The 23,642-nt window shown below is 63.9% G+C and carries 21 protein-coding genes; 8 read left to right on the forward strand and 13 right to left on the reverse strand.

Annotation, left to right across the window (positions count from 1 at the left end; all coding sequences use genetic code 11):
- Nucleotides 1–31 precede the first annotated feature (31 nt).
- A complete protein-coding gene (locus tag LPA36_RS20285) occupies nucleotides 32–1,264 on the reverse strand; it encodes an ABC transporter substrate-binding protein (protein WP_228880633.1) in 1,233 nt (410 codons plus the stop codon).
- Between the two features lie 388 nt (nucleotides 1,265–1,652).
- On the opposite strand from LPA36_RS20285, the gene LPA36_RS20290 reads away from it, so the two are divergent.
- The 3 genes from LPA36_RS20290 (at nucleotide 1,653) to LPA36_RS20300 (ending at nucleotide 4,543) form a co-directional block, all read left to right on the forward strand.
- The gene (locus LPA36_RS20290) at nucleotides 1,653–2,426 is read left to right on the forward strand and encodes an SDR family oxidoreductase (protein WP_228880636.1); all 774 of its coding nucleotides are present in this window, start codon (nucleotides 1,653–1,655) and stop codon (nucleotides 2,424–2,426) included.
- A gap of 94 nt (nucleotides 2,427–2,520) precedes the next feature.
- Nucleotides 2,521–3,603, forward strand: a complete 1,083-nt coding sequence (locus tag LPA36_RS20295) for an ABC transporter ATP-binding protein (RefSeq protein ID WP_228880640.1) — start codon at nucleotides 2,521–2,523, stop codon at nucleotides 3,601–3,603.
- Between the two features lie 70 nt (nucleotides 3,604–3,673).
- The gene (locus LPA36_RS20300; protein WP_228880643.1) at nucleotides 3,674–4,543 is read left to right on the forward strand and encodes a MurR/RpiR family transcriptional regulator; all 870 of its coding nucleotides are present in this window, start codon (nucleotides 3,674–3,676) and stop codon (nucleotides 4,541–4,543) included.
- A gap of 4 nt (nucleotides 4,544–4,547) precedes the next feature.
- On the opposite strand, the gene LPA36_RS20305 is transcribed toward LPA36_RS20300, so the two are convergent.
- The 8 genes from LPA36_RS20305 to LPA36_RS20340 form a co-directional block, all read right to left on the reverse strand.
- Complete coding sequence (locus LPA36_RS20305) at nucleotides 4,548–5,465, reverse strand: ABC transporter permease (RefSeq protein ID WP_228880646.1); 918 nt, start codon at nucleotides 5,463–5,465, stop codon at nucleotides 4,548–4,550.
- Nucleotides 5,466–6,386, reverse strand: a complete 921-nt coding sequence (locus LPA36_RS20310) for an ABC transporter permease (RefSeq protein WP_228880649.1) — start codon at nucleotides 6,384–6,386, stop codon at nucleotides 5,466–5,468.
- Nucleotides 6,387–6,457: 71 nt separating this feature from the next.
- Complete coding sequence (locus LPA36_RS20315; RefSeq protein ID WP_228880653.1) at nucleotides 6,458–7,795, reverse strand: ABC transporter substrate-binding protein; 1,338 nt, start codon at nucleotides 7,793–7,795, stop codon at nucleotides 6,458–6,460.
- Between the two features lie 62 nt (nucleotides 7,796–7,857).
- Complete coding sequence (locus LPA36_RS20320) at nucleotides 7,858–8,928, reverse strand: ABC transporter ATP-binding protein (protein ID WP_407674312.1); 1,071 nt, start codon at nucleotides 8,926–8,928, stop codon at nucleotides 7,858–7,860.
- 1 nt (nucleotide 8,929) lies between these two features.
- Complete coding sequence (locus tag LPA36_RS20325) at nucleotides 8,930–10,216, reverse strand: amidohydrolase family protein (protein ID WP_228880655.1); 1,287 nt, start codon at nucleotides 10,214–10,216, stop codon at nucleotides 8,930–8,932.
- A 189-nt stretch (nucleotides 10,217–10,405) separates the two neighbouring features.
- Nucleotides 10,406–10,633, reverse strand: a complete 228-nt coding sequence (locus LPA36_RS20330) for a hypothetical protein (RefSeq protein WP_228880658.1) — start codon at nucleotides 10,631–10,633, stop codon at nucleotides 10,406–10,408.
- A gap of 253 nt (nucleotides 10,634–10,886) precedes the next feature.
- A complete protein-coding gene (locus LPA36_RS20335; protein WP_228880661.1) occupies nucleotides 10,887–11,363 on the reverse strand; it encodes an Lrp/AsnC family transcriptional regulator in 477 nt (158 codons plus the stop codon).
- A 315-nt stretch (nucleotides 11,364–11,678) separates the two neighbouring features.
- A complete protein-coding gene (locus LPA36_RS20340; protein ID WP_228880663.1) occupies nucleotides 11,679–12,269 on the reverse strand; it encodes a histidine phosphatase family protein in 591 nt (196 codons plus the stop codon).
- A gap of 218 nt (nucleotides 12,270–12,487) precedes the next feature.
- Here LPA36_RS20340 and LPA36_RS20345 point away from each other — a divergent pair, with 218 nt between their 5' ends.
- Both LPA36_RS20345 and LPA36_RS20350 read left to right on the forward strand, forming a co-directional pair.
- Nucleotides 12,488–12,697 carry a CbtB domain-containing protein gene (locus LPA36_RS20345; RefSeq protein ID WP_228880665.1) on the forward strand — a complete coding sequence of 70 codons (210 nt, stop codon included), beginning with the start codon at nucleotides 12,488–12,490 and terminating at the stop codon, nucleotides 12,695–12,697.
- An 11-nt stretch (nucleotides 12,698–12,708) separates the two neighbouring features.
- Nucleotides 12,709–13,455: a CbtA family protein gene (locus LPA36_RS20350; protein ID WP_228880668.1), complete on the forward strand. Its 747-nt coding sequence runs from the start codon at nucleotides 12,709–12,711 to the stop codon at nucleotides 13,453–13,455.
- A 97-nt stretch (nucleotides 13,456–13,552) separates the two neighbouring features.
- On the opposite strand, the gene LPA36_RS20355 is transcribed toward LPA36_RS20350, so the two are convergent.
- Both LPA36_RS20355 and LPA36_RS20360 read right to left on the reverse strand, forming a co-directional pair.
- Nucleotides 13,553–15,148, reverse strand: a complete 1,596-nt coding sequence (locus LPA36_RS20355; RefSeq protein WP_228880670.1) for a Na+/H+ antiporter — start codon at nucleotides 15,146–15,148, stop codon at nucleotides 13,553–13,555.
- Nucleotides 15,149–15,418: 270 nt separating this feature from the next.
- Nucleotides 15,419–16,648, reverse strand: a complete 1,230-nt coding sequence (locus LPA36_RS20360; protein ID WP_228880674.1) for a PepSY-associated TM helix domain-containing protein — start codon at nucleotides 16,646–16,648, stop codon at nucleotides 15,419–15,421.
- 256 nt (nucleotides 16,649–16,904) lie between these two features.
- Between LPA36_RS20360 and LPA36_RS20365 the strand changes: the two genes are divergently transcribed.
- A complete protein-coding gene (locus LPA36_RS20365; RefSeq protein WP_228881131.1) occupies nucleotides 16,905–18,491 on the forward strand; it encodes an aspartate:alanine exchanger family transporter in 1,587 nt (528 codons plus the stop codon).
- Here the strand turns inward: LPA36_RS20365 and LPA36_RS20370 are convergent.
- Entirely contained in the window at nucleotides 18,457–19,278 is an 822-nt protein-coding gene (locus tag LPA36_RS20370; RefSeq protein WP_228880676.1) for an IclR family transcriptional regulator, read from the reverse strand. The genes LPA36_RS20365 and LPA36_RS20370 overlap by 35 nt on opposite strands.
- A 45-nt stretch (nucleotides 19,279–19,323) precedes the next feature.
- Nucleotides 19,324–20,127, reverse strand: coding sequence for an IclR family transcriptional regulator (locus LPA36_RS20375; RefSeq protein WP_228880678.1), 804 nt, complete (start codon nucleotides 20,125–20,127; stop codon nucleotides 19,324–19,326).
- Nucleotides 20,128–20,285: 158 nt separating this feature from the next.
- Here LPA36_RS20375 and LPA36_RS20380 point away from each other — a divergent pair, with 158 nt between their 5' ends.
- Nucleotides 20,286–22,406 carry an acetate--CoA ligase family protein gene (locus LPA36_RS20380; RefSeq protein WP_228880680.1) on the forward strand — a complete coding sequence of 707 codons (2,121 nt, stop codon included), beginning with the start codon at nucleotides 20,286–20,288 and terminating at the stop codon, nucleotides 22,404–22,406.
- Nucleotides 22,407–22,428: 22 nt separating this feature from the next.
- Complete coding sequence (locus LPA36_RS20385) at nucleotides 22,429–23,595, forward strand: acyl-CoA dehydrogenase family protein (RefSeq protein ID WP_228880682.1); 1,167 nt, start codon at nucleotides 22,429–22,431, stop codon at nucleotides 23,593–23,595.
- Nucleotides 23,596–23,642 lie beyond the last annotated feature (47 nt).

Genomic DNA, 23,642 nt, shown 5'->3' on the forward strand with positions numbered 1-23,642 from the left:
GCCTTGAACGCTTCGAACGCGGCCCGCTACATCAATGACCCAGCGCCTTGTTCGCCTGTGTAGCCGCGTCGTTCAACGCGTCAGCCGGCTTGGCCTTGCCGAGGTAAATCGATTGCATCGAGTTGGTCACGGCCTTCGCGGTGTCTTCCCAGCCCGTCACCGTCGGTGCGAACTTCGCCGTCGGAAGCAGTGCCACGAATGCCTTCGTGTCCGGATCGTTGAACACCGGATCCGTCGCTTCAGCCTTCGTCGTCGGCAGGAAACCTTCCGTGCTCGTGAACTCGACGCGCGGCTGCTTCGTGAACAGGAAGTCGAGGAACTTCCACGCGTCCTTCTTCACCTTCGAGTTCTTGAACATCACGATCGAATCGGTGACGGCGTACGTCGCAGCCTTCGTGCCCATCGGGATCGGATCGATACCGTACTTGAGCGTCGGTGCTTCCTTCTTGATCTGCTTGGCAAGGAACGGTGCGGAAATGACCATTGCAACGCGACCCTGCTTGAACAGGTTCTGCACATCTTCACGGCTGTAGCCGGTCACGCCCGGTTGCGTCAGACCTTCGTCGATCATCTGCTTGTACATCGTCGCGGCCTTCACGCCAGCCGGCGAATTGAACGCTGCCTTGCCGTCCTTGCCCAGCACGTCGCCGCCTTCAGTCCACAACGCGTAGTAGTAGTAGACGTCCGTTTCGATTTCCTTGCCTTGCAGACCGAAACCCGCCATGCCCTTGGCCTTCAGCTTCTTCGACGCATCCATCACATCGTTCCACGTCTTCGGGCCGTTCGGATAGCCGACCGAAGCCAGCTGGTCCTTGTTGTAGTACAGCGCGCGTGCGGATGCGGCGATCGGCAGGCCGTACGTCTTGCCGCTGATTTCGCTCGGCGCGAGGAACGGGCCGATGAAGCGCGACTTGAACGAAGCGTCCATGTAGCCATCGAGCGGCTCAGCCACATCGTCCTTCACGAAATCCAGCAGCCAGCGCGTGCCGACAATCGCCAGATCGGCGTTGGCGTTGCCCGAGATGTCCGTTTGCAGCTTTTGTTGCAGCGTGTCCCAGTTCACGTCTTCGATCTTGATCGTGGTGCCGGGATTGGCCTTTTCGAACTCCTTGGCCATTTTCTCGAAGTACGGCGCGGTCGCGTCGCTGTAGTGGGCGACGGTCACACGGACCGTATCGGCCTGGGCCGACATTGCGATACCGGCGACGGTAAGCGCAACGGCCAGCTTGCCGAGCGTAAGTGAAGCACGTGCATGCAACGACATTTTCGTCTCTCCTGGGGTGGTCTGCCGCCGTAGCCGGCCGCTGGGTTTGGATTGTTTGAAAAAATCCTACAGGACGAAAAAATAGTTGTCACGTAGGGTTCGCCATATTTTTTATCCAGGCGTTTTGTGCTTAATATGCTGTAAAGAAGGCGTATTTTGTGCGGTGCGGGAGCGCACCACATGAGAGCGCGAAGTGCAGGAAACCCCGGCCGACGCCATGTTTGTAGGAAATTTACAGGCGCAGGTCAGGCAAAAACAATGAGAAACCGAGGCCTTCGCCAACGATGCGACAGGCACACGGCAGGCACGAATCAGGGCGTAGTTCTACGGCAGTCAACGCGCCGCGCATACAAAACGGCGCGCAAAGGCAACATCGGCGAGGACGGACATGAAGCGCGTGGTCTTGGTGACGGGTGCCTGCGGCGGAATCGGCAGGGTGTTGTGCAAACGCTTTGTGGAACAGGGCGATACGGTGCTGGCGCTCGATATCGAGGCGACGGCGCTTGCCGCGCTGGCCACGGAGCTCGGTGCGGCGCAGGTGACGCCGGTCGCGGTCGACATCGGCGACGCCGCAGCGGTGAACGACGCGGTCGCAAAGGCTGTGGCGGTGCGCGGGCCGGTCGACGTGGTGGTCGCGAACGCGGGCGCGGCCGAAGGCCTGACGCTTGCCAAAACCGATGCCGCCAGCTGGCAGCGCGACGTCCATCTGAATCTGAACGGCACGTATCACACGGTCGAAGCAGTGCGCGCATCGATGATCGAGCGCGAAAGCGGCGTGCTCGTGCTGATCGGCTCGGTGAACGGCATGGCGTCGCTCGGGCATCCGGCGTATAGCGCCGCCAAGGCTGGCCTCATCAGCTACACGAAGGCGCTTGCACTTGAGCTGGGGCGCCATGGCATTCGCGCGAACATCGTCTGTCCGGGCACGGTCAAGACGCAGGCGTGGCAGGCGCGTGTCGACAAGAACCCGCAGGTTTTCGAGGCGCTGAAGAAATGGTATCCGCTGCGCGATTTTGCAACGCCTGACGATATCGCCGATGCCGTGCTGTTTCTCGCGTCGCTGGCGGCGCGCGTGATTACGGGCGTGGCATTGCCGGTGGACGGCGGCCTGATGGCCGGCAACCGCATGATGGCAGAGGAACTGACGCTGGAGCAGTTCTAGGCCAAAGCCCGGTTAAAGGTTGAAGTGGTTTGAACAGTTCGAATGATGAATGTCGCGCGCCACGCGCGGCGCTCTGGATCCTGACGAGGACAGCATGGCAGCAGTGCAACTGAGCGGCATCTTCAAACGCTACGGCGATACACAGGTCGTGCATGGCGTCGACCTTCATATCGACGATGGCGAATTCGTTGTGCTGGTCGGCCCTTCGGGCTGCGGCAAGAGCACGCTGATGCGCATGGTGGCCGGTCTCGAGGAGATCAGCGGTGGCGATCTGATGATCGGCGGCACGCGGGCAAACGCGCTTGCGCCGCAGGAGCGCAACATCTCGATGGTGTTCCAGAGCTACGCGCTTTACCCGCATCTTTCCGTCTACGAGAACATCGCGTTCGGGCCGCGCATCCGCAAGGAGTCGGAGAAGGACTTCAAGCCGCGCATCGAGAAGGCCGCGAAGATGCTGAACCTTGGCAGCTATCTCGACCGTCTGCCGCGCGCACTTTCAGGCGGCCAGCGTCAACGCGTGGCAATGGGCCGCGCGGTCGTGCGCGAGCCTTCGCTGTTTCTGTTCGACGAACCGCTTTCGAACCTCGACGCCAAACTGCGCGTGCAGATGCGCACGGAAATCAAGGCGCTGCATCAGCGTCTGAAGAACACGATCATCTACGTCACGCACGACCAGATCGAAGCAATGACGATGGCCGACCGTATCGTCGTGATGAACGCGGGCCGCATCGAGCAGGTCGGCCGTCCGCTCGAACTTTACGATCGTCCGGCGAATCTTTTTGTGGCGAGCTTCCTCGGCTCGCCTTCGATGAATTTCGCGGAAGGCGAGATCGTGCAGGGCGACCTGGGCTTTGCGCTCGCGCTTTCCGACGGGCACGTGATTCCGCTGCCGGAAGCCGCCAGGGCATACGCCGCGCCCGGCGCGCGCGTGACGCTCGGCATCCGGCCGGAACACATCGAAACGGACACAACGGCGCACACGGGCGTGGCGATGGAGGTGGAAGTCGTCGAGCCGACGGGTGCGGAAACCCATCTGTATGGGCAAATTGGCGGCAGCACATGGTGCGTCACAACGCGTCAGCGCTCGAAGATCGAGCCTGGCCAGCGTATTGCGCTTGGGTTGCCGGCCGGACATCTGCATCTGTTCGACACGGAGAGTGGTGCCAGGCTTGGCTGAATCCGCGTATTGCCGGAGCCGTCGATGCCATGACGGAACGCGGAGTTTTTAACCCAACAGGAACACACGGGTGTCCGCTCCGAACCTGATTCCCCATATCCGTAACGCGCTTGCTTCGCTGCGGCCGGCTGAACGCAAGGTCGCCGACATGGTACTGAGCGACGTCGATTTCGCGATGCGGGCAAGCATCACGGAACTCGCGCAGCGTGCCGACGTTTCGGAGCCTTCGGTCACGCGCTTTTGCCGCGCGATCGGCGCGCACGGACTGCGCGACTTCAAGATGCTGCTCGCGCAGAGCGTTGCGGGTGGATTGCCGTACGCGTCGACGGCCGTCGCGCGCGACGACGATCTGCAAACGCTCTTCGACAAGGTCAGCGAAGCCGCGGTGCAGGGCATCACGCATGCGCGCGACGCGCTGGAACCCTCCGCGGTCGAAGCGGCGATTTCGGCGATAGCAACGGCACGTCGCGTATATTTCTTTGGCGTGGGCTCCGGCTCAGGCCTCGCGGTGCAGGACGCGGCGTTGCGTTTCCTGCGCCTCGATATCGCAGCGAGCGCTTTCACCGACGGGCATCTGCAACGCCTTTACGCGGGCTTGATGGAACCGGGCGACGTCGCTTTCGCGATTTCGCATTCGGGGCGCAGCGTCGAAGTCAACGAAAGCATCCAGATCGCCAAGGAGCGAGGCGCAACGACGATCGGCCTGACGAACGTCGGTTCGCGGCTCGCGTGGCTCGTGGACATTCCCTTGTTGCTACGCGTGCCAAGCGCAATCGATCCGAACACGCCGGGCGTCTCGCGCCTCGTGCATCTATGCATCATGGACGCGCTCGCCATCGGCGTCGCGTTAAGGCTTGGACCGAAGACGCTTGAGAAGATGCGGCACGCCAAAGCAAGGCTGTCTCAGGAAGCTGAGCCTTCTTCCGGCGACACGCCCTGAAGCGTTATTCAACCGCAGCCAGCAGGCTCGCTTTCTTGCGCCGGCTCGCGATCATCCGCACGGCAAGAATGCAGAAGATCACCACCGCGAACGACATCACCGTCGTGGTCGTGCCGAGCGCGTAGATCACCGGCGTCGTCACCGAGGTCGTCAAACCCTGCAATTCCAGCGGCAACGTGTTCGCGTCGCCGATCGCCTGCGACGTACGCGCGATTTCATCCCATGACAGCGTAAAGCCGAACATCCCGACGCCAATAACCGATGCACCGATAATCGGCAGCACGACGTACAGAAAACGCTGCCACGGCGTCGCGCCAAGATCGTGTGCGGCCTCTTCCCAGCTGCTGTTGAAGCGGTTGAACACGGCGAACATCACGAGCAGCCCGAACGGCAACGTCCACGTCAGATGTGCGCCCAGCGCCGACGTGTACAGTCCCATCGATGTCGTATAGCCGTCGGCGAAGTTCTGCCAGCCGGCTGCTGTGGCGAACGCCTTCACGCCCATGTCGAGCAGACGGAACGTGAGGCCGATGCCGAGCGAAACGATGATCGAGGGCATGATCAGGCTTGCGATGCTCATGTAAAACACCGCGCCGTCGCCGCGAAACCGCCGGCGGAACGCGAGACCCGCCATCAGCGAGAACACCACCGTCAGGATCATCGTGACGAGCGCGAGTTTCATCGAGCGGCCGAACGCGCCCCAGATGTCGATCTGTCCGACACCCTGGCTCAACTGATGAAACCAGTGCAGCGAAACGCCGCGCATCGGGAACGTCAGACCGCCTTCCGGGCCCTGAAACGACAGGATGAAAATCGTGATGGTCGGGCCGTAAAGAAACAGCACAAAAAGTGCGAACAGCGCGGCGAGCCAGTAGAAACTCGCGGGACGCCGGTCGCGTCGCAGAATTTTTGGCGCGCTCATTTAAAGCTCCTTGCGGATATCGACGAGACGCGTGAGCGCCCAGATCATCATCAGCACGATGGCGAGCAGCACCATCGCGTTAGCGGCAGCGGCGGGAAACTGCAGATACGACGTCTGCACCTGAATGATCTTGCCGACCGAAGCGATCTGCTGCCCGCCCATCACGCCGACCGTCAGAAAATCGCCCATCACGATGGTCACAACAAAGATCGAACCGATGATCACACCGGTTCTGGAGAGCGGCAGCACCACGCGCCAGACGATTTGCCAGCCGCTCGCACCTGCATCGCGCGCGGCTTCGATCAGCGAGCGGTCAATCCGCATCATCGCGTTGAAAATCGGCACGATCATGAAGAACGTGAACAGATGCACGAACGCTAGCACGACCGCGAAATCGGAATACAGCAGCCATTCAACCGGGCGGTCGACGAGATGCGCGCCAACGAGCGTGTCATTCACGAGCCCGTTGCGGCCGAGCAGCGGCATCCACGAGATCATGCGGATCACGTTCGAGGTCCAGAACGGAATCGTGCAGACAAGGAACAGGATGGTCTGCATGCGCACCGTGCGGATATGAAACGCGAGAAACCATGCAATCGAGAAGCCGAGCACGAGCGTCACGGCCCATACGATCACGCAGAAACGCAGCGTCGACCAGTACGTCTTGAGCGTCACGCACACGTTCGTCAATGAACCGCAACCATCGAAGATCGCCTGATAGTTCTTGAGCGTAAACGCGGGAATGATTTCGTATTCGTTGAAATTCCAGAAGCTCACGACCAGTGTCATCACGAGCGGCACGATGAAAAACAGCAGGAAAGCGAGCGTGAGCGGTGCGGCTTGCCACCACGCGGAGCGTCGCTCCTTGCGGCGTTCGCGCGCGACCGGCGATGCGGCGATAGTGTCGGGAAGCGTGGCCATCGCGTTGTCCTTGAATGACTTGAAAAGCGAAACACGGCGCGACGTGCGCGCCATGTTTCATGCACACACCATCAGGCCGCGATGAACTCGTTCCACTTCTGGACCATGTAGATGTTCTCGTCCATCACCGCGTTCCAGCACGCAATCGCACCCATGCGTGTCTGATAGGAACCGCCGTCGCGCGTCGCGCCCGCCTTTTCGAGCGCCTGTCCGTCCGGCGCCTTGATTTCCTGCGCGGCGGGCTTGCCTTCGATCCAGTAGTCCCACTCGTACGCCTGCATCTTGGGGCGTGCGGTTTCGAGTACGGCGGAGTAGTAGCCCTGACGCATCAGATAGGCACCCGCCCAGCCGTCGAGGAACCAGTTGATGAATTCATACGCGGCGTCGCGCTTGCGGCCCTGCAGCGTGCGCGGCAGGCCAAAGCCCGACGCCCATGCGCGATAGCCTTCCTTCAGCGGCTGGAACGTGCAGGCGACGCCCATCGTGCGCACCTTCGTCACGGCCGGCGACCACATCGACTGGATCACCACTTCGCCCGATGCCATCAGGTTCACGCTTTCGTTGAAGTCGCGCCAGAACGCGCGGAACTGGCCGGCGCGCTTGGCTTCGATCAGCGCGGCGATCGTGCCGTCGATCTCCTGCTTCGTCATGTTGCCCTTGTCGCCGTACTTCATCTTGCCGCTCGCTTCGAGCGCCATGGCGGCGTCCATGATGCCGATCGACGGAATGTTCAGGAGTGCCGCCTTGCCCTTGAATTCCGGATTCAGCAGATCGGCCCAGGTGCTCACCGGACGCTTGATCAGGTCAGGGCGAATGCCGAGCGTGTCGGCGTTGTAGGTGGTCGGGATCAGGGTCATCCATTCGGTGGGCGATGCCGAGAACTGTGTCGAATGCTCGCCGGTCAGGAACATGACTTTCTTCGGCGCGGTGCCCTGGTCGCCGATCTTCTTGCCGCCAATCTCGCCGCGCGTGAGCACCGGCGTGATCTTGTCCGCGTACTTGATCTTCTTCGCGTCGAGACCGACGAGTGTGCCCGATGGAATCAGCTTTTTTAGCGAGAAGTATTCGGTGTCGGCGATATCGAACGAATTCGGCTGCGTGATGATGCGCTTCGTGACGTCATCAGTCGTGAGCGGAATGTATTGAAGCTCGATGCCGGTATCTTCCTTGAATTTCTTCGCGATGTCGGCGCTCTGGTTCACGGCTGTGCCCAGATAGCGCAGCGTGATTTTTTCCTGCGCGTGCACGTAGGGGAAACCGGTAATGCCGGCAACCGCGACCGCGCCCTTCAGGAAGGTGCGGCGTGACAGACCGCCAGGCGCGGCGGCTTCAGGTGCCTGCGCTGCTGTCTCAGGGACGACCGTAGCGGCGGTTTCCACCCTGGCGTCCGTCGTTTTCTTCTCGCTCATGGCAAAGGCTCCTCGTTGCGTTTATGGTGCTTTTAGAGAGATTCGGATCGTTAAAGCGTGCTTCAGGCAGCAAGCGCGTGCGCATGTGCCTCACTCCACCAGACAACGACACGCGCACCCACCTGCATGTGCGCGGGATCGTATTCAGCATCGCCGACGAGCGCGACCAGTTCGCGATCGGTATCGACGGTTGAAAGACTCATGCGCACATGCGTGCCGTGATACTCGGTAGCAGTCACACGACACGGCACGCCGCCAATGCGGCTCATGCCCTCGCGCCCGTCCTGCACGGGCACGGTGCCATGCGGGGCAACGCGCAACTGGTCCGCGCGCACGGTGATCATCTGCTGACCTGCTGGAATGACGTTGTGCGCGCCCAGAAAACGCGCGACGAATTCGGTGCGCGGATGATTGAACACTTCATGCGGTGTGCCGGCCTGTTCGATCTTGCCGCCATTCATCACGACGACGAGATCGGCGAGCGCCAGCGCTTCTTCCTGCGAGTGGGTCACATGAACGAACGTGATGCCAAGATCTTTCTGCCAGCGCTTGAGCTCGGCACGCATCTGCACGCGCAGGAACGGATCAAGCGCGGAGAGTGGTTCGTCGAGCAGCAGGCAGCGCGGCTGGTTCAGCAGCGCCCGCGCGAGCGCGACGCGCTGCTGCTGGCCGCCGGACAGCTGCGCCGGCTTGCGATGCGCGTACGCGCCCATCGAAACGAGTTCCAGCAGCGCCTTCGCACGCTGCTCGCGCTCTTCACGACCGACGCCACGCATGCGCAGGCTGAACGCGACGTTATCGAGTGCCGACAGATGTGGAAACAGCGCGTAGTGCTGAAACACCATCGCTGTGCCGCGCTCGCTCGGTTCGAGCAGTGTGACGTTGCGCTCACCAATCAGCACGTCGCCGTCGTTGACGGTTTCGTGTCCCGCGATCATCCGCAGCGTGGTGGTCTTGCCGCAGCCGGACGGCCCGAGCAGACAGCAATAACTGCCGCCTTCGATGAACAGGTCGAGCTTGTCGACAGCCACGCTGTCGCCGTAATGTTTTGTCACGTGAACGAGTTCGATCTGTGACCGCGCGTGCGGATTCGATGAATACGATGAAGCGGGCGATGAGAGCGGGGCGGGCACGTTAGACCTCTTCTGTGGAATGGGCGCGATGAATCTCGCAGCAGTGGCGTGTGGTCACGGTGATGCGGCCGCGCTTGATGACCCACGCGCGCGGCGGCATGTCGAGGAGGGCATCGGCGATCCATTGCGTGTCGAGCACGACGAGATCGGCGAGACGCCCGGGCGCGATGCCATAGTCGTCGCCGATGCCGATCGAGCGCGCCGCGTTGACGGTGCCCATCGCGAGAATCTGCGCCTGCTGCGAGGGCGTGCCGAACTGCGCGACGTGAGCCAGCAGATTGCCTACGGTGAGTACGTCTGCGTTGCCGAACGGCGTGAACGCGTTGCGCACATTGTTCGACGAATACGCGACGTTGACGCCGCCTTCCGTAAGCGCGTGCAACGGCGTGAGCCCGCGACGCGGGTTTTCTGTGTCGCGGCGGCCGCCCAGATACAGGTCAGTCGCGGGCAGCGTGACGATGTGGATGCGCGCCTCGGCGAGCGCTTCGATTACCGGCGCAAGTTGCGCGGGCGGCAGCGAGCCAAGACTCGTCACGTGTCCCAGCGAAACGCGCCCCTGGTAGCCTGTATCGATCGTTTTGTGCGCGATGTATTGCGTGGCGAAGAAGCGCGCGTCCGTAGTGTCGTCGGCGAAATCGGCGTGCAGGTCGATGTCCACGTCAAAGCGCTGCGCCAGCGCGAACACCGTGTCGATGTGCGCTTCGGTGTCGGCACGATTCACTTCGTTGTACGGGCAACCACCGGCCACGTCGGCGCCGAGACGCAATGCTTCTTCCATCAGTTGCAGCGTGCCCGGTGCCTTGATCAATCCTTCCTGCGGAAACGCGACGATCTGCAGATCGATCAGGTCGCGATACGACTCGCGCAGTTCGAGCATTGTCTCGACGCCGAGCAGGTGCTGGATCGGATCGACGTCCGGATGCGTGCGCATCGCGGTCGTTCCGTTGCGCACGGCCATGTCGAGCACGCGCCGCGCACGCTCCAGCATGTCTTTGCGGTTGCGGCGCGCTTTCAGCTCGCCGGTCACGCGGATCGCCTCTTCGAGGGTGCCTGCCACCGATGGCCGCGCGCGATGCCACATCGCCTTGTCGAGGTGAATGTGCGGCTCGATGAAGCCGGGCACGACTGCGCGGCCCGCGGCGTTGATTTCGTCGCTGGCGGTGCCGTCCCAGTCGGTGGCAAGCGCCGCGATGCGGCCGGCGTCGATCACGATATCGGTGAGGGGCGCATCGTCGTCGATGCGCGCGCGGCGGATCAGCAGGTCGACGTGTCGGGTGGAGAGCGTCATGGCGTCGTCATCCGTAGCCCGGCGCAACGCCTTCGCCGCGCGGATCGGCGCGGCGTACGCGCTGGAGGTTCGTTCGGGTTGTGCATCATGCAAGCCTGAAGGCGGCCCTGGCGCCAGAAATCGGGCGCGCCTCAATTTTTTCCAATGAGATCCCTAAGCCGCGACAAGCTGGGTGACGCATCGGGCGGCTCAAGGAAACGCGACGACAGCGGAGCCTTCGGCACTGTCGGTGAAGCTCGCGAACACGGCTGCACCCTGTTGCCGCAAGCCATGACGCAGCGCGTACAGCACACGTGCTGCGGTCGAACTGAGGTCAGGCTTGTCGGACAGACTGGCCTTGTGCGTGCTCACGGCTTTGCTCCACGCCTCTTCAGGCATGTGATCGAGGACTGCCTTGTTGAGCGCTTCGAGGCGCATGGGAGAGATCCGCTCGTCAGGCGTCCGTCGTGGACGCGATGTGAGCGGCGATGCAAGCTTTGTGCCGGTCGGCTACAGCGCTTGCTGGCGTGGGAGTGGGGCGGGGTGGCAGGCGCGCGGCGTGGTGGAAGGTGCACCATGTTGCTGCATCGCGCGCCAGCGCGGTGCGGTGTAGCGCGGGTTGCGTCGGGGACTTTGACGCACGGCGTTCAGCAGATCCAGGGGCGCAGGCAGCTCAAGCTGGCGGGAGGCCTCAGGCGATCTGCACCGAAGGCACGCTCTTCATGCAGCGCAGCGCGAACATCGACCGGCTGTGGCGAATGCCGGCAATGCGATAGAGCTTCTCGCGCAGGAAGCGTTCATAGCCCGCCGTGCCATCGACGGCGACCTTCACCAGGTAATCGTATTCGCCCGAGACCAGATACGCCTCGAGCACCTCCGGCAGCGTGGCGAGTTCGGCGCCGAAGCGGGCGAGCGCGTCGTCGTCGTGACGGTTGAGCGTGACTTCGAGCAACACGATGTCGGCGAATCCGAGCTTCGCGCTGTCCAGCAGCGCCACGTAGCCGCGAATGTAGCCGTCGGCTTCCAGTTGCCGCGTGCGGTTCCAGCAGGCCGTCGTGGACATGCCGGCGAGTTCCGCCAGCTCCGCGTTCGAGAGCCGGGCGTTCTGTTGCAGTTCGCGCAGGATCTTGCGGTCCTGGCTGTCCAGTGGACGGTTTCGCGTGCTCATGATCGGTCTCCAGAAGATTATTCAGATATCGATCATTCTAACGGAAGGATGTTTTGAATTAACGCCGTCTCAGGTGATAAAAAGGAAGCCTTTACAGCCAGGTGCCGGGTATATTTTCTACATTGCTTTCAAGCCCGGACAGCCGCGCGGGCCACCCCATCCGCGCTGGCAGCCCGCCGTAGCCACCTGCTACGGGATCGGATGTCGCGTCGCCTTACCGTGGGCGGCGCAGGAGCGCGCTTCGACGTTACCGCGTCGGATGTGGCGCCCGGCGGGCACGAAGGCATGTTCTCCCTCTCTTCAGCGTTTCTCCTTTCAGCCCGCGGCGGCCCGCCACGTCCACACGCCTTCGCGCGAACGCCGCAGTTCGACGATCGACAGCGGCGCAATCTCGATCCTTGCGAACGACTCAGCCGGCGCGGCGAGCACATGAACGAGCGCCGCGCGCATCACGACTGCATGCGTGAGCGCGACCACCTGCATACCCGCATCTGCGGACGAGGAAGCAGGCGCGAGCGCATCGAGCCACGAACCCACGCGAGCCAGCACTGACCGGAACGATTCGCCGCCGGGCGGCGCGGCGTCCGGCGAATGTATCCACGCGGCGAGCGCCTCGGGTTCCGTTGCCGCAAGCTCGTGAAGCCGTCGGCCGCGCCATGCGCCCGCATCGGCGTCCGAGAGCGCCGGCGCGATTTCCGCGCTCAATCCGAGCGCCTCGGCCGTTTCGCGCGCGCACGTCGCCGCGCTGCGAAAGACCTGCGCGGCCTGGCCTGCGATCAGCGCACGACCGCGCCAGGCCCGCAGTTCATCGAACGCGCGCGAATCGAGCGGATCGTCCGCGGGGAACGTGCCCACGCGCATCTCCCGTGTCGCCGGGTGGCTGACCAGCTGCAACCGTGTCTGCATGTGCTGTCCCTGTTTTGAGTGCGTCGCGCATGCTTCGCGCTGGCGCGCCGAAGTTTAGCGCGTAGAATAATCAGACTCGAAGCGCGGAAGCCGGTGTGAGCCCGGCGCGGTCGCGCCACTGTAATCGGCCCAGCACGGAGTCGAAAGCCAGACCTGAGCTTCGTGTCATCCCTTATCGAATCGACTGTCGGGGCGCGTAACCCCTGGAGAGATACACCATGACTGACGCCGTTTTCAAGCCGGCCGCTCAACCCGCACCCATTCCCCTGCGCGAGCTGTTGCCGTGGGCCATTTTCGTCGGCCTGCTGCTTCTCGTGGCGCTGTATTTCGTCGGCGCCGAAGAAGGCGCGACGTCGCTGGTTCCTGGCATGATGGTGCACGAGTTCGTCCACGACGGCCGCCATCTGCTCGGCTTCCCCTGCCACTAACGGGGATATACATGGTAGGCAAACTGTTGGTACGCGGCATGCTCGCAGGCATCGCCGCAGGACTTCTCACGTTCGCGTTCGCCCGCGTGGCCGGCGAACCGGCCGTCGATCAGGCGATCTCCTTCGAGGAAAAAGCCGCCGCCGCGCGCGGCGAAGCACCGGAACCGGAACTCGTCAGCCGCGAAACGCAGGCGGGCCTGGGTCTTCTGACTGGCGTCGTCGTGTATGGCGCGTCGTTCGGCGGGCTCTTTGCGCTGACGTTCGCGTACGCCTACGGACGCGTGGGCAAGCTGAGTGCGCGTGCGCTGTCGGCGATGCTCGCGGCGGCTGCGTTCATCGCGCTTGTGATCGTGCCGAATCTCAAGTATCCGGCGAATCCTCCGTCGGTCGGCGATCCGGAGACGATCGGCACGCGCACCGGGCTTTTCTTCCTGATGATCGCGATCTCGCTCGCCGCGCTCGTGTTTTCGCTGAAGGTGCGGCGGCGCGCGGTCGCGCGGTTCGGGCACTGGAATGCGGCGATTGTGGGCGGCCTGGTGTATGTCGTGATCATCGCGGCCGTGCAGCTTTCGATGCCGACGGTCAACGAAGTGCCGCAGGCCTTCCCGGCCGTGCTGCTGTGGCATTTCCGCGTGGCGGCCATCGGCATGCAGCTGATCATCTGGACGACGATCGGCCTGCTGATCGGCTGGCTCGTCGAGCGTGACGAGCGCGCGCAACTGCGTGCGGGCAGAACGGAGCGGTCCGCGTTTCCGTGAAATCGCCTGATGCGGACCCGGGTGTTTCCAGATGGAACGGAACACCCGGGTCCACAACGCATCGGCTTTCTTTACTCATTTCCTCAACCGACCGCGGCTATCCGCGCGCGAGTCGCGCCGAGACTTCCTGCAAGTCGAGATCCTGCTCGAGCATGTTCAGCAGTTCGTCGTGGATCAATCCTTCCCGACGCAACCGCAGCAGTTCGACACGGCCAGCCGCGATCGCCGCCAGCACGACGTCGTAATGCGCGGTGCGCCGGTCGGCGGGGAACGCCGGCTGGTCCTGATATGAATGCGTGAGCTGCGCGCGGTAGCTGTACTGCTCGAAAAGACGCGGGTGAATCACGTTGCCGCTTGCGTCGTGCACGAGCGGATGGATCGCGGCGAGTTGCGCCGCTTCGACGTGCGCCCACGCCTGTGGCTCCGTGAGGTGACGCGGGTTGCGTTCCACGCGTTGCTCGGGATCGAGCCAGCGAATGAGCAGCCCGATCGTCGTGCCCTGCACGAGCACCGTCACGAGGATCACGGCGAACGAGGCAACGAGAATCAGATCGCGCCCCGGCATTTCGTCCGGCAACGACAAGGCGACGGCCAGCGTCACCACGCCGCGCATGCCGGCCCAGCTCTTGATCGTGGCGGCGCGCCAGTCGGTTGCGCGGGCGCCATGTCGCAGGCGTCGGTGTAGCACGCCGTGCACCCAGTCGACGGCAAACACCCACACGAAGCGCGACACCACGACCGTGCCGATGACGGCCGCGACGGCAGGCGCGAGCGTCGACAGCGCGTCGCCGAGGCCGCCGAGCCGCACGATCACGCCGCGCAGCGACAGACCGATCAGGATGAAGACCAGCGCCTCGAGCAGAAAGATCATCACCTGCCAGAACGCCGTGCCGCGAATGCGCGCGTTGGCGGAGAGGATTTCGTGCTGATGCCAGCCGAGCGCCATGCCGCAGGTGACCGTCGCGATGACGCCGGAAACTTCGAGCATTTCGCCGGCGATGTAGCTGATCCAGCCCGCGAGCACCGAGCCTGTGATGACGAGATACAGTTCGCCCGAGTTGTTCAGAAAGCGCAGCAGCCTGACGAACACCCAGCCCGCGGCAAGACCGACCGCGATACCGCCCATCCCAAGAATCGCGAAGCTCGCGATGGCGTGCGGCGCGCTGAACACGCCGGTCAGCGCGGCCGCAACGGCGAAGCGAAACAGCACGAGGCCGGCCGCGTCGTTCAAAAGGCTCTCGCCTTCCAGCAGCACCATCAGACGGCGCGGCAACGCGACCCGCTCAAGCACTGCTTTGGCCGCGACGGCGTCGGGCGGCGACACGATCGCGCCCAGTGCGAAGCAGGCGGCCAGCGGCAGCGCGGGCACGACGAGATGCACGATCAGGCCGACGACGAGCGTCGTGAACGCAACCGCGCCGATCGCGAGCAGCAGGATGCCGACAAGATCGCGCCGGAACTCGTCCCATACGGAGAACCATGCACCGTCCATCAGGAGCGGTGGCAGGAACACGATCAAGACGAGCGCCGGATCGAGATTGACGGGCGGCAGGCCCGGCACGAACGCCATCCCGATGCCTCCGATCAGCAACGCGGCGGCAGGCGGCAGACGCAGTCGTTTAGCAAGAAGTTCGAGCCCGATAATCGCGATGAGCGAAAGCAGGATCAGTTTGAATGCTGCAACAGAAGACATGAGATGACCTGGATGTCGATAGCGAAGTCGTGTGGAAGGCGGCACGGCGTGCCCGCGTATTAAGCCACAGCGCTTCGACAAACAGGGTGCCCGTGTGCTTCGTCGTCACGGTCGAGGTCCGTGGGCGGGGTGGCAAGGGCACGGGCCGACAGAACAGCCGCGCGGTCACTTGATTGAGTCAGACGGCGACGAGGCGCGCGCGGCGTACACGTCGTCAAGTGAGGCCCTGGCGGGCCGTGACCATCGCAAAGATCATCGCCACCGCAGCGCTCACGACTGCGCCGCGGACTCCCGCGTGACGCCCGAACGCGCCGCTGCCGCTGCCGCGGAACGGCGCCGGGCGCCGAGCTTCTTCAGCCAGATCATCAGACCGGTCGCGCTCAGCACGGCCACGGCGACGCCGGTAAAGCTCATCAGAATCCGGCCGCCAATCCCGAGGATGCGACCCGAATGCAGCGGAAATTGTGCCTGCATGAAGATATCGCCGGCTGAGCCCGTGCCCGGAATCGACCCACCTGCCAGCTTGCCGGTGTTGGCGTTGTAGTAGAGCCACGCGTTGCCGAGCCCGGCGTCGCCGTGATCGTGGCCTGGCGCGAAGAAACCCACACCGTACCCGTTGAACGACGGCACGTAATACAGCGCGCCCGGCGGCGACGCGAGACCTTTTTCGCGGCCGGCGGCCTGCGCCATCTGCACGACGCGTTCAGCCGTGAGCGGTGTCTGCCCCGGTGCGCCCTTGCGCATCAGCTCAGGATTTTCGAAGGGCGTCGGCTGGAGTGTCGATACGGTCGAGAGAACCGGCCGCACGACCGGATCGGACAGATTCATCGAAACCGAAGTCAGCGCGACGATCGCGAGTACACCCCAGATCCACACGCCACCCGAGCGATGCAGGTCGAACGTGAGCGCATAGCCGCCGCGTCCGAAGCGAAAAGCAAACGACTTGCGCCACGCCTTCACGCTCGGAAACGACAGCACCAGCGCAATCACGCTGTCGAACAGCCACACGATGCCGACAATCCCCATCAGCCACGTGCCCGTATCGAAACTGCCCATGAACGGCAGATGCAGCGTGTAATGCAGCTTGTAGATGAACGGAATCAGGTTGATCCGCGCGAAGGAGAAGGCGCCCCATTCGCGACGCCCCTGGACGTCGCCCGTCGCCGGATCGATGGCCAGCTGGTTGAAGCCGAGCGCATATGGCTGGCCAGTCTTCGGATCGGTGCGTGGCAGCACCATCATCTGGAGTGTGCGGCCGGGTTCGACGCCTAGCGGCAGGTACGTGACGTCAAAGCGCGGATCGGCGGCCTCGATGCGTCTGGCGATTTCGAGCGAAGGCAGCGCGGGCCCCGCTGTGCGCGCGTAAAAGAACGTCGGGTTCAGCGCCGCGTCGAGTTCGTGATCCCACGCGATTAGCGCGCCCGTCAGGCCGGCGACGAACAGGAACAGCGCCGTCGCGACGCCCATCCAGCGATGCAGGCGAACGAGGAGCGGCCTCATGACGCGCGAAAGGTTGCGCAGGCGCGCGCGGGCTGGGCGGCAGAGGGGTGCGCAACGACAGACACAGGAAATCGGCTCACTTCGTAAATAAGAATTGTTCGCATTTTAATGGCTGGAGGCTTTTGCTGCAAGTTGTCCGTAAGCTGCCGCCGAATCATCTGACAACGACTACACTCCCCTAACCGGACCTTCGTGATGCGCCGTGCTGCCACGAAGCGACGCCTTGTCGACCACCGATACGCCGAAGGGAGGGAACGTGGAATTCGTGAAGACGTTGCTCGAACATCAGCAGTTGATGACGCTCTTTCTCACGGTCGCCATCGGCTACCTGGTCGGCGAGATCAACATCAAGGGTTTTTCGCTGGGGGTGGGCGCGGTGCTCTTCGTCGCGCTGGCGTTTGGCTGGTTCGCGCCGAAATCGGCACCAGCGCCGATCGTCGGGTCGCTTGGTCTCGCGCTCTTTCTCTACGCGGTCGGTGTGCAGTACGGCAAGCAGTTCTTCCTTGGGCTGACGAGCGCCTCGGGGCGCCGGGCAAATATCCTGGCGCTGATCGGCGTGCTGTGCGCGGGCGGCGTGAGCATCGCAATCGGCAAGCTGCTCGACCTGAAAGCAGGCTATGCGCTTGGCCTCTTCGCCGGTTCGGGCACGAGCACGGCTTCGTTGCAGGCGGCCATCGCGACGCTCGGCAACGACGATGCCGCAGTCGGCTATTCGGTCTCGTATCCGTTCGGCGTGGCCGGACCGATCGTGCTGATCTATCTCGGCCTGCTCATCTTTCGGCCAAAGATCGAGACGGTTGCGCCTGCCGGTCTCGACCATCTGGAGATCGCGTTGCGCAACGTCGCGTTCTGCGGCAAGCCGCTCGCCGAAGTGACGGCCGCGCTACCTTCGACCGTGCAGATCGCCGCAGTGCGGACCGCCCATCACAACGCACCCGCGGCGGCCGACAGGATCCTCGCCGAAAACGATGTCCTGCTCGCGGTCAGCGCGAGCCGGGAGGCGCTCGACGAAGCACGCGTGCTGCTCGGCGACGCCGCGCACGGGCGTGTGGTCCGCGACCGGGGCGACCTCGATTATCTGCGCGTGTTCGCGTCGCGTCCGGCGGTGATGGGGCGCACGATTGGCGAACTCGATCCGCCGGGCGAGAAGGCGTCGGTGATCGTGCAGGTGCGTCGCGGCGACGCCGACATCCTGCCGCGTCCCGATCTCATGCTCGAGTACGGCGACCGCATCGGTGTGCTCGCGCATCCGCATGATTTTGCGGCGCTGCGCCGGTACTTCGGCGATTCGATCAAGAGCACGGCGCAGTTCAGCTATATCTCCGTCGGTCTCGGCATGGCGCTCGGTTTTCTGCTGGGCGCAATCCAGCTGCCGATGCCGGGCCTCGGCAAACTGTCGCTCGGGCTTTCCGGCGTGCTGATCGTCGCGCTGATTCTCGGCAAGCTGCGGCACACGCGCGGCATGAACTGGACCGTGCCGATTTCGGCGAACCTTGTGATACGCGACCTTGGGCTGACGCTTTTTCTGGCGCAGGTCGGCATGTCGTCAGGACCGAAGTTCGCCGCGACCGTCACCCAGACCGGTTTGCTGATGCTCGGCCTCGGCGCGCTGGTTCTGCTCGCGCTGGTGCTGCCGGTGCTGCTCATCGGCATGCTGGTGTACCGGATGCCGTACGACGAACTGTCGGGCATCATCGCCGGCGCATGCGGCAATCCGGCGATTCTCGCGTATGCAAACCGGCTTGCGCCAGGCGACAAACCCGACATCGGTTACGCGATGATCTTTCCGGCGATGACGATCGTGAAGATCATCTTCGTGGATATCGCGGCGGGGTTGTGGTGACCGTCTGGCGCAAACCTGCCGCGGACTCCACGTTCGCGATCATTGCAATGAGCCGCGGCGCGACGTCGTCGAGCAGCGCGCGCGCCTGAGGCGTGTGATCCATTACGGCGCAGTTGAAAACGAGCGTTTCCGAGTCGACCGGCGCGGACAGCGGCACGGCGATACCGTATATGTTCTTCTGCATGTCGCCGTGCGAAAAGCACGCACCCAGTTCGGCAAAATCGCGCATCGCCTGATCGAGTTGCGGCCGGTAACGTTGCCACTGATCCGGCACGCCGACGCGTAGCTGGTTCAACGCCACTTCGCGTTCTTCTGGCCCGACGCCCGCGAGCCACGCCCGGCCCATCGCCAGGCGCAGAACCGGATGGACTGCGCCGACATCGGGCCGCGTGTCGGAGCGTTTGTCCGCCGAACAGCTTTCGATGTAGACCATGTTCATCCCGTCGCGCATGCCGAGCGACACCGCGCCGCGTATCTGCAGCGCGAGTTCGCGCATGAACGGCCGCGCGATCTGGCGGATGCGCATGCCGGCCAGCAGCGGATATCCCATCGAAAGCACGCCGCCACCCAGCCGGTATTTGCGCGCCTCGACATCGTGACGCAGATAGCCGAGTTCGGTCAGCGTGTAGGCGAGCCGCGAAACCGTGGCTTTCGATAGCCCCGTGCGTTCGACGAAATCGCGGTTGGCCAGCATCCTTTCGCCGGGAAGAAAGCATCGCAGCATCTCGAGTCCGCGCGCGAGCGTGACGGCAAACTGGCGGTCATCGTCGTCAGGCAGGACGAACATGGCGGTGGCCCTCCGTATCGACGTGATTGACAGAACGTGCGTGCTTCATGATCTGTCCACCGATGTGGCGTCCAGCGCCATGAGTTCGCGTTCGAGCGTCTCGACCATCTGCATCAACTGCGGTGCGATCTCGTCAACGAGTGTGTGGCGGCCCAGTTGAATCTGCGGCACGCCGCAGTTGAAAACGAAGATCTCCGAGTCGATCGGCGTACGCATCGGCACCGCCACGGCGTGAATGTCGTGCTTGATCTCGCCTTCGCTGATCGCGAAGCCGCGCTTTGCGAACGCGCGCAAGGCGGCCTCCAGCGACGCGTGCGAAGTCTGCCATTGGACCGGATCGCGGGCGCGCACGAGTTCGAGCACCGCGTTGCGCTGGGTGGCTGTCGCGCGACCGAGCCATGCACGTCCCATCGCCGATGCCAGCACCGGCAGCGTCGCGCCCGTATCCGGCCGGAACGCGAGCGACTCATGCCGGCGCGATGTTTCGACATACACCATCTGCGTGCGATCGCGCATGCCGAGCGACACCGACCCGCGTGTCGCGTCGGCGAATTCCTTCATCAGCGGTCGCGCCAGTTCGCGGATGCGCATGCCCTGCAGGAAGGGATAACCTACCGACACCGCCGCCGACCCCAGCCGGTATTTGCGCACGCTGTTGTCGTAGCGGAGGAATCCGATCATCGCGAGCGTGTAGGTGAGGCGCGAAACGGTCGCCTTCGACAGGCCGGTCCGCTCGGCGAATTCCTTGTTGCCAAGAACCGGCTCGCCGACCTTGAAGCAGTTCAGCAGTTCGAGACCATGCGCGAGCGTTGTCGCGAACTGCGGGTTACGAGTCAGATGCTGAGTCATGAATGTGGGCAGGAAAACGGGCGTGCAGGGCGCTTTCCTATTCAAGCACAGCGCAGCGCGCGGCGCATCGGTGTTTAACATAGCGAAACCCTAATATCGGCATCTTGTCAGGTTGTTAGGCTTGAACCACACCTTGTTCCTGCTCCGGAGTGGTCTCAATGCCTTTGTCTTCACGCGAACACGCCGCGCTCGACGCGCTCTTCAATCCCGCATCCATCGCCGTGGTCGGCGCGTCGTCGAACCCTGAGAAGATCGGTGGCCTGCCCGTCGAATATCTGCTGAGCCAGCGCTATCCTGGCGCGATCTATCCCGTCAATCCGAAGCAGGACCGCATTCAGGGCCTGCAGGCGTGGCCTTCCCTGCGTGCGGTCGGCGCGCCGATCGATATGGCGATCTGTGCTGTACCCGCGTCCGGCGTCATGTCGGCCGTCGAGGACGCCGTCGCCGCGGGCGTGCGCTCAATCGTGATGTTTTCGTCGGGCTTCGCGGAAACCGGCGACGAAGGCAGGCGCGCACAAAACAACCTGCGCGCGCTCGTCGAGGAAAGCGGTATTCGTCTGCTCGGACCGAACTGCCTTGGCTTCGTGAACAACCATCAGCGCGTCTTCGCGACCTTCACGCCGGCACTGAAAATCGCCGCGCCGCTGCGCGGCAATATCGGTCTTATCAGTCAGAGCGGTGCCTTCGGCATCTTCGCGTTGATGCTGGCGCAGCGGCGCGGTCTCGGCGTCAGCCATTTCGTGTCGACCGGCAACGAGGCCGACATCGAACTCGCCGATGCGCTCGCGTGGCAGGCGCTTGATCCAGCGACCTCCGTCATCCTTTGCTACCTCGAAGGCGCGCGCAATGGCGACAGGCTCTGCGCGGCGCTTGACCTTGCGCGCGCGCAGCGCAAACCGGTGGTGATGTGCAAGGTCGGGCGCACGACGCAGGGCGCGGCCGCAGCCGCGTCGCATACGGCATCGCTCGCGGGCTGCGATGAAATCTACGATGCGGTGCTGCGGCAGTACGGCGTGTACCGCGCGGATGATATTCACGAGCTGTTCGATATCGGCTATGCATGCTCGGTTGCGCCGATGCCCGCTTCGGACGCGCTCGGCATCGTGTCGATTTCGGGCGGCGCGGGCGTGCTGATGGTCGACGAAGCGCACCGGCTCGGTCTTTCAGTGCCCACGTTGCCGCAGGCGGCGCAGCAGGTGATTCTCGAACGCGTGCCGTTCGCGTCGGCCGTCAATCCGGTCGACATCACGGGCCAGGTGCTCAACGACACCGCGCTGCTCGGCGACGCCGTCGACACCATGCTCGCGCACGGCAGCTACGACGCACTGGTGTCGTTTCAGGCGGTCACCGGCATTTCGACGCAGCACCGACCACTCGTCACGGATCTCTGGGCACGCGTGCGCGCCGCGCATCCCGATCTGACGGTCGCGGTCGTATCGATCTTCGACGAAGCGAACCGTGATTTTCTCGAAGCGCAACGTTGCCTCACTTTCGAAGAACCCGCCGCCGCCGTGCGCGCGATCGCGGCCTTGCACCGCTTTCGAAAGCACTTCGATCGCGTGAGCGCGCCGATTGCGTTGCCTGAACCGGTGGTCCTGCAAGGCGAGCGTCTCGACGAAGCCGCCGCGCTGCAGCGCCTTGCCGCAGCGGGCATTCCGGTGGTGCAAAGCCGCGCGGTTTCAACCGCCGGCGAAGCCGCCGAAGCGGCTTTCGCGACGGGCTTTCCGGTCGCGCTGAAAGTGCTGTCGGCGGATATCGCGCACAAGTCCGACGTCGGCGGCGTCGCGCTTCACCTCGCCGACGAGCAAGCAGTGCGCGCGGCATTCGCGCGCGTCACGGAGAACGCCGCGCGTGCGGTGCCCGGCGCGCGGATCGAAGGCGCGCTCGTGGCGCCGATGATCGCGAACGGCGTCGAATGCATTCTCGGCGTGACGCGCGATCCGGTGTTTGGGCCGGTCGTGATGTTCGGCCTCGGCGGGATCCTCGTCGAAGTACTGAAGGACGTGACTTTCCGGCGCGCGCCGTTCGATCTTGCAGAAGCACATCAGATGATCCGCGAGATTCGCGGCTGGCCGGTACTCGGCGGCGTGCGTGGTCAACCCGCCGTCGATGTCGATGCCATCGCCGGCGCGCTTGCTGCGTTGTCGCGCTTCGCCGCGGCAAACGTGGACACGATCGAATCGATCGACATCAATCCGTTTATCGCGCGGCCGCACGGACAACCCGCCTGCGCCGTCGACGCGCTGATCGTCGCGCGCACGGCACGCGCCGACGCCTGACACGAACCACATCGGAATTTCCATGAGCGACAGCCAGACGCCGCTAGAGACACTTCGACTGCGCGTGCGCGCTTTCATCGACGAAGACGTGATTCCGTGCGAAGACAACGCGCTCGCACACGACTTCGCCGCGCAGGACAGGGTGATTTGCAGCCTGCGCGAAAAAGCGCGCGCCGCGGGCGTGCTCGGCCCCGGCATCGCACGCGAACTCGGCGGCCTCGGGCTGTCGTTTCGCGAGCGCGCCGTGATTCTCGAAGAGGCCGGTCGCAGCCTGCTCGGTCCGCATGCGCTGCATGCCGGGCCGCCCGACGAAACCAACATCCTGATGCTGGCGAAGCTGTGTACCGACGCGCAGCGCGAACGCTATTTGAAGCCGCTCGCAGCGGGCACGGCGAGATCGTGTTTCGCGATGACCGAGCCGCCGCCGGGCGCGGGCTCCGATCCATCGATGCTGCTTACGCGTGCCACGCGGCGCGACGGCCGCTGGGTGATCGACGGCCGCAAGTGGTTCATCAGCGGCGCGCTCGGCGCCGACTTCGCGATCGTGATGGCACAGACCGACGGCGGCCCGACGATGTTCATCGTCGATACCGATACGCCGGGTTACCGGATGGTGCGCGTGATCGATGCACTCGATGGCTTCATCAGCTCGCATTGCGAGCTGGACTTCGAGGGCTGCACGGTCGGAGACGACGCGGTGCTCGGCGAGGTTGGCGAAGGCTTCGGCCACGCGCAGTTGCGGCTCGAACCCGCGCGTCTGACGCATTGCATGCGGTTTATCGGCGCAGCGCAACGCGCGCTCGATATCGCGGCGCGCTACGTCGTGGGACGCGACTCGTTCGGCAAGCCACTTGCACAGCATCAGGCGGTGCAGACGCTGATCGCCGATTCGCAGATCGACCTGTATGCCGCGCGCCTGATGACCTGCGACGTCGCGACGCGCATGGACGCGAGACAGTCCGTGAAGCAGGAATCGTCGATGGCGAAGGTCTTTGTCTCAGAGGCCGTCGGGCGGGTGGTCGACCGCGCCGTTCAACTTACTGGCGCGTTCGGTATTTCTGGCGACACCGTGTTGTCCGCGCTCTATCGCGAGGTGCGTCCGTTTCGCATCTTCGACGGCGCATCGGAAGTGCATCGCGCCGCGATCGCGCAGCGCGCGCTCCGGCAGTGTGCGACGACCACGCGTTAGACGCATCGGGGATTGCGGACGGTCGAAATTGTTCGGCCGCGCCGCAC

It is taken from the genome of Paraburkholderia saeva, from assembly GCF_907164555.1.
Taxonomy (GTDB): domain Bacteria; phylum Pseudomonadota; class Gammaproteobacteria; order Burkholderiales; family Burkholderiaceae; genus Paraburkholderia; species Paraburkholderia saeva.

What these genes read in the sequence shown, in the direction of transcription:
- LPA36_RS20285 (WP_228880633.1), bottom strand. Translation starts at nt 1,264, where the DNA reads ATGTCGTTGCATGCACGTGCTTCACTTACGCTCGGCAAGCTGGCCGTT.
- LPA36_RS20290 (WP_228880636.1), top strand. Translation starts at nt 1,653, where the DNA reads ATGAAGCGCGTGGTCTTGGTGACGGGTGCCTGCGGCGGAATCGGCAGG.
- LPA36_RS20295 (WP_228880640.1), top strand. Translation starts at nt 2,521, where the DNA reads ATGGCAGCAGTGCAACTGAGCGGCATCTTCAAACGCTACGGCGATACA.
- LPA36_RS20305 (WP_228880646.1), bottom strand. Translation starts at nt 5,465, where the DNA reads ATGAGCGCGCCAAAAATTCTGCGACGCGACCGGCGTCCCGCGAGTTTC.
- LPA36_RS20310 (WP_228880649.1), bottom strand. Translation starts at nt 6,386, where the DNA reads ATGGCCACGCTTCCCGACACTATCGCCGCATCGCCGGTCGCGCGCGAA.
- LPA36_RS20315 (WP_228880653.1), bottom strand. Translation starts at nt 7,795, where the DNA reads ATGAGCGAGAAGAAAACGACGGACGCCAGGGTGGAAACCGCCGCTACG.
- LPA36_RS20325 (WP_228880655.1), bottom strand. Translation starts at nt 10,216, where the DNA reads ATGACGCTCTCCACCCGACACGTCGACCTGCTGATCCGCCGCGCGCGC.
- LPA36_RS20330 (WP_228880658.1), bottom strand. Translation starts at nt 10,633, where the DNA reads ATGCGCCTCGAAGCGCTCAACAAGGCAGTCCTCGATCACATGCCTGAA.
- LPA36_RS20335 (WP_228880661.1), bottom strand. Translation starts at nt 11,363, where the DNA reads ATGAGCACGCGAAACCGTCCACTGGACAGCCAGGACCGCAAGATCCTG.
- LPA36_RS20340 (WP_228880663.1), bottom strand. Translation starts at nt 12,269, where the DNA reads ATGCAGACACGGTTGCAGCTGGTCAGCCACCCGGCGACACGGGAGATG.
- LPA36_RS20345 (WP_228880665.1), top strand. Translation starts at nt 12,488, where the DNA reads ATGACTGACGCCGTTTTCAAGCCGGCCGCTCAACCCGCACCCATTCCC.
- LPA36_RS20350 (WP_228880668.1), top strand. Translation starts at nt 12,709, where the DNA reads ATGGTAGGCAAACTGTTGGTACGCGGCATGCTCGCAGGCATCGCCGCA.
- LPA36_RS20355 (WP_228880670.1), bottom strand. Translation starts at nt 15,148, where the DNA reads ATGTCTTCTGTTGCAGCATTCAAACTGATCCTGCTTTCGCTCATCGCG.
- LPA36_RS20360 (WP_228880674.1), bottom strand. Translation starts at nt 16,648, where the DNA reads ATGAGGCCGCTCCTCGTTCGCCTGCATCGCTGGATGGGCGTCGCGACG.
- LPA36_RS20370 (WP_228880676.1), bottom strand. Translation starts at nt 19,278, where the DNA reads ATGTTCGTCCTGCCTGACGACGATGACCGCCAGTTTGCCGTCACGCTC.
- LPA36_RS20375 (WP_228880678.1), bottom strand. Translation starts at nt 20,127, where the DNA reads ATGACTCAGCATCTGACTCGTAACCCGCAGTTCGCGACAACGCTCGCG.
- LPA36_RS20380 (WP_228880680.1), top strand. Translation starts at nt 20,286, where the DNA reads ATGCCTTTGTCTTCACGCGAACACGCCGCGCTCGACGCGCTCTTCAAT.
- LPA36_RS20385 (WP_228880682.1), top strand. Translation starts at nt 22,429, where the DNA reads ATGAGCGACAGCCAGACGCCGCTAGAGACACTTCGACTGCGCGTGCGC.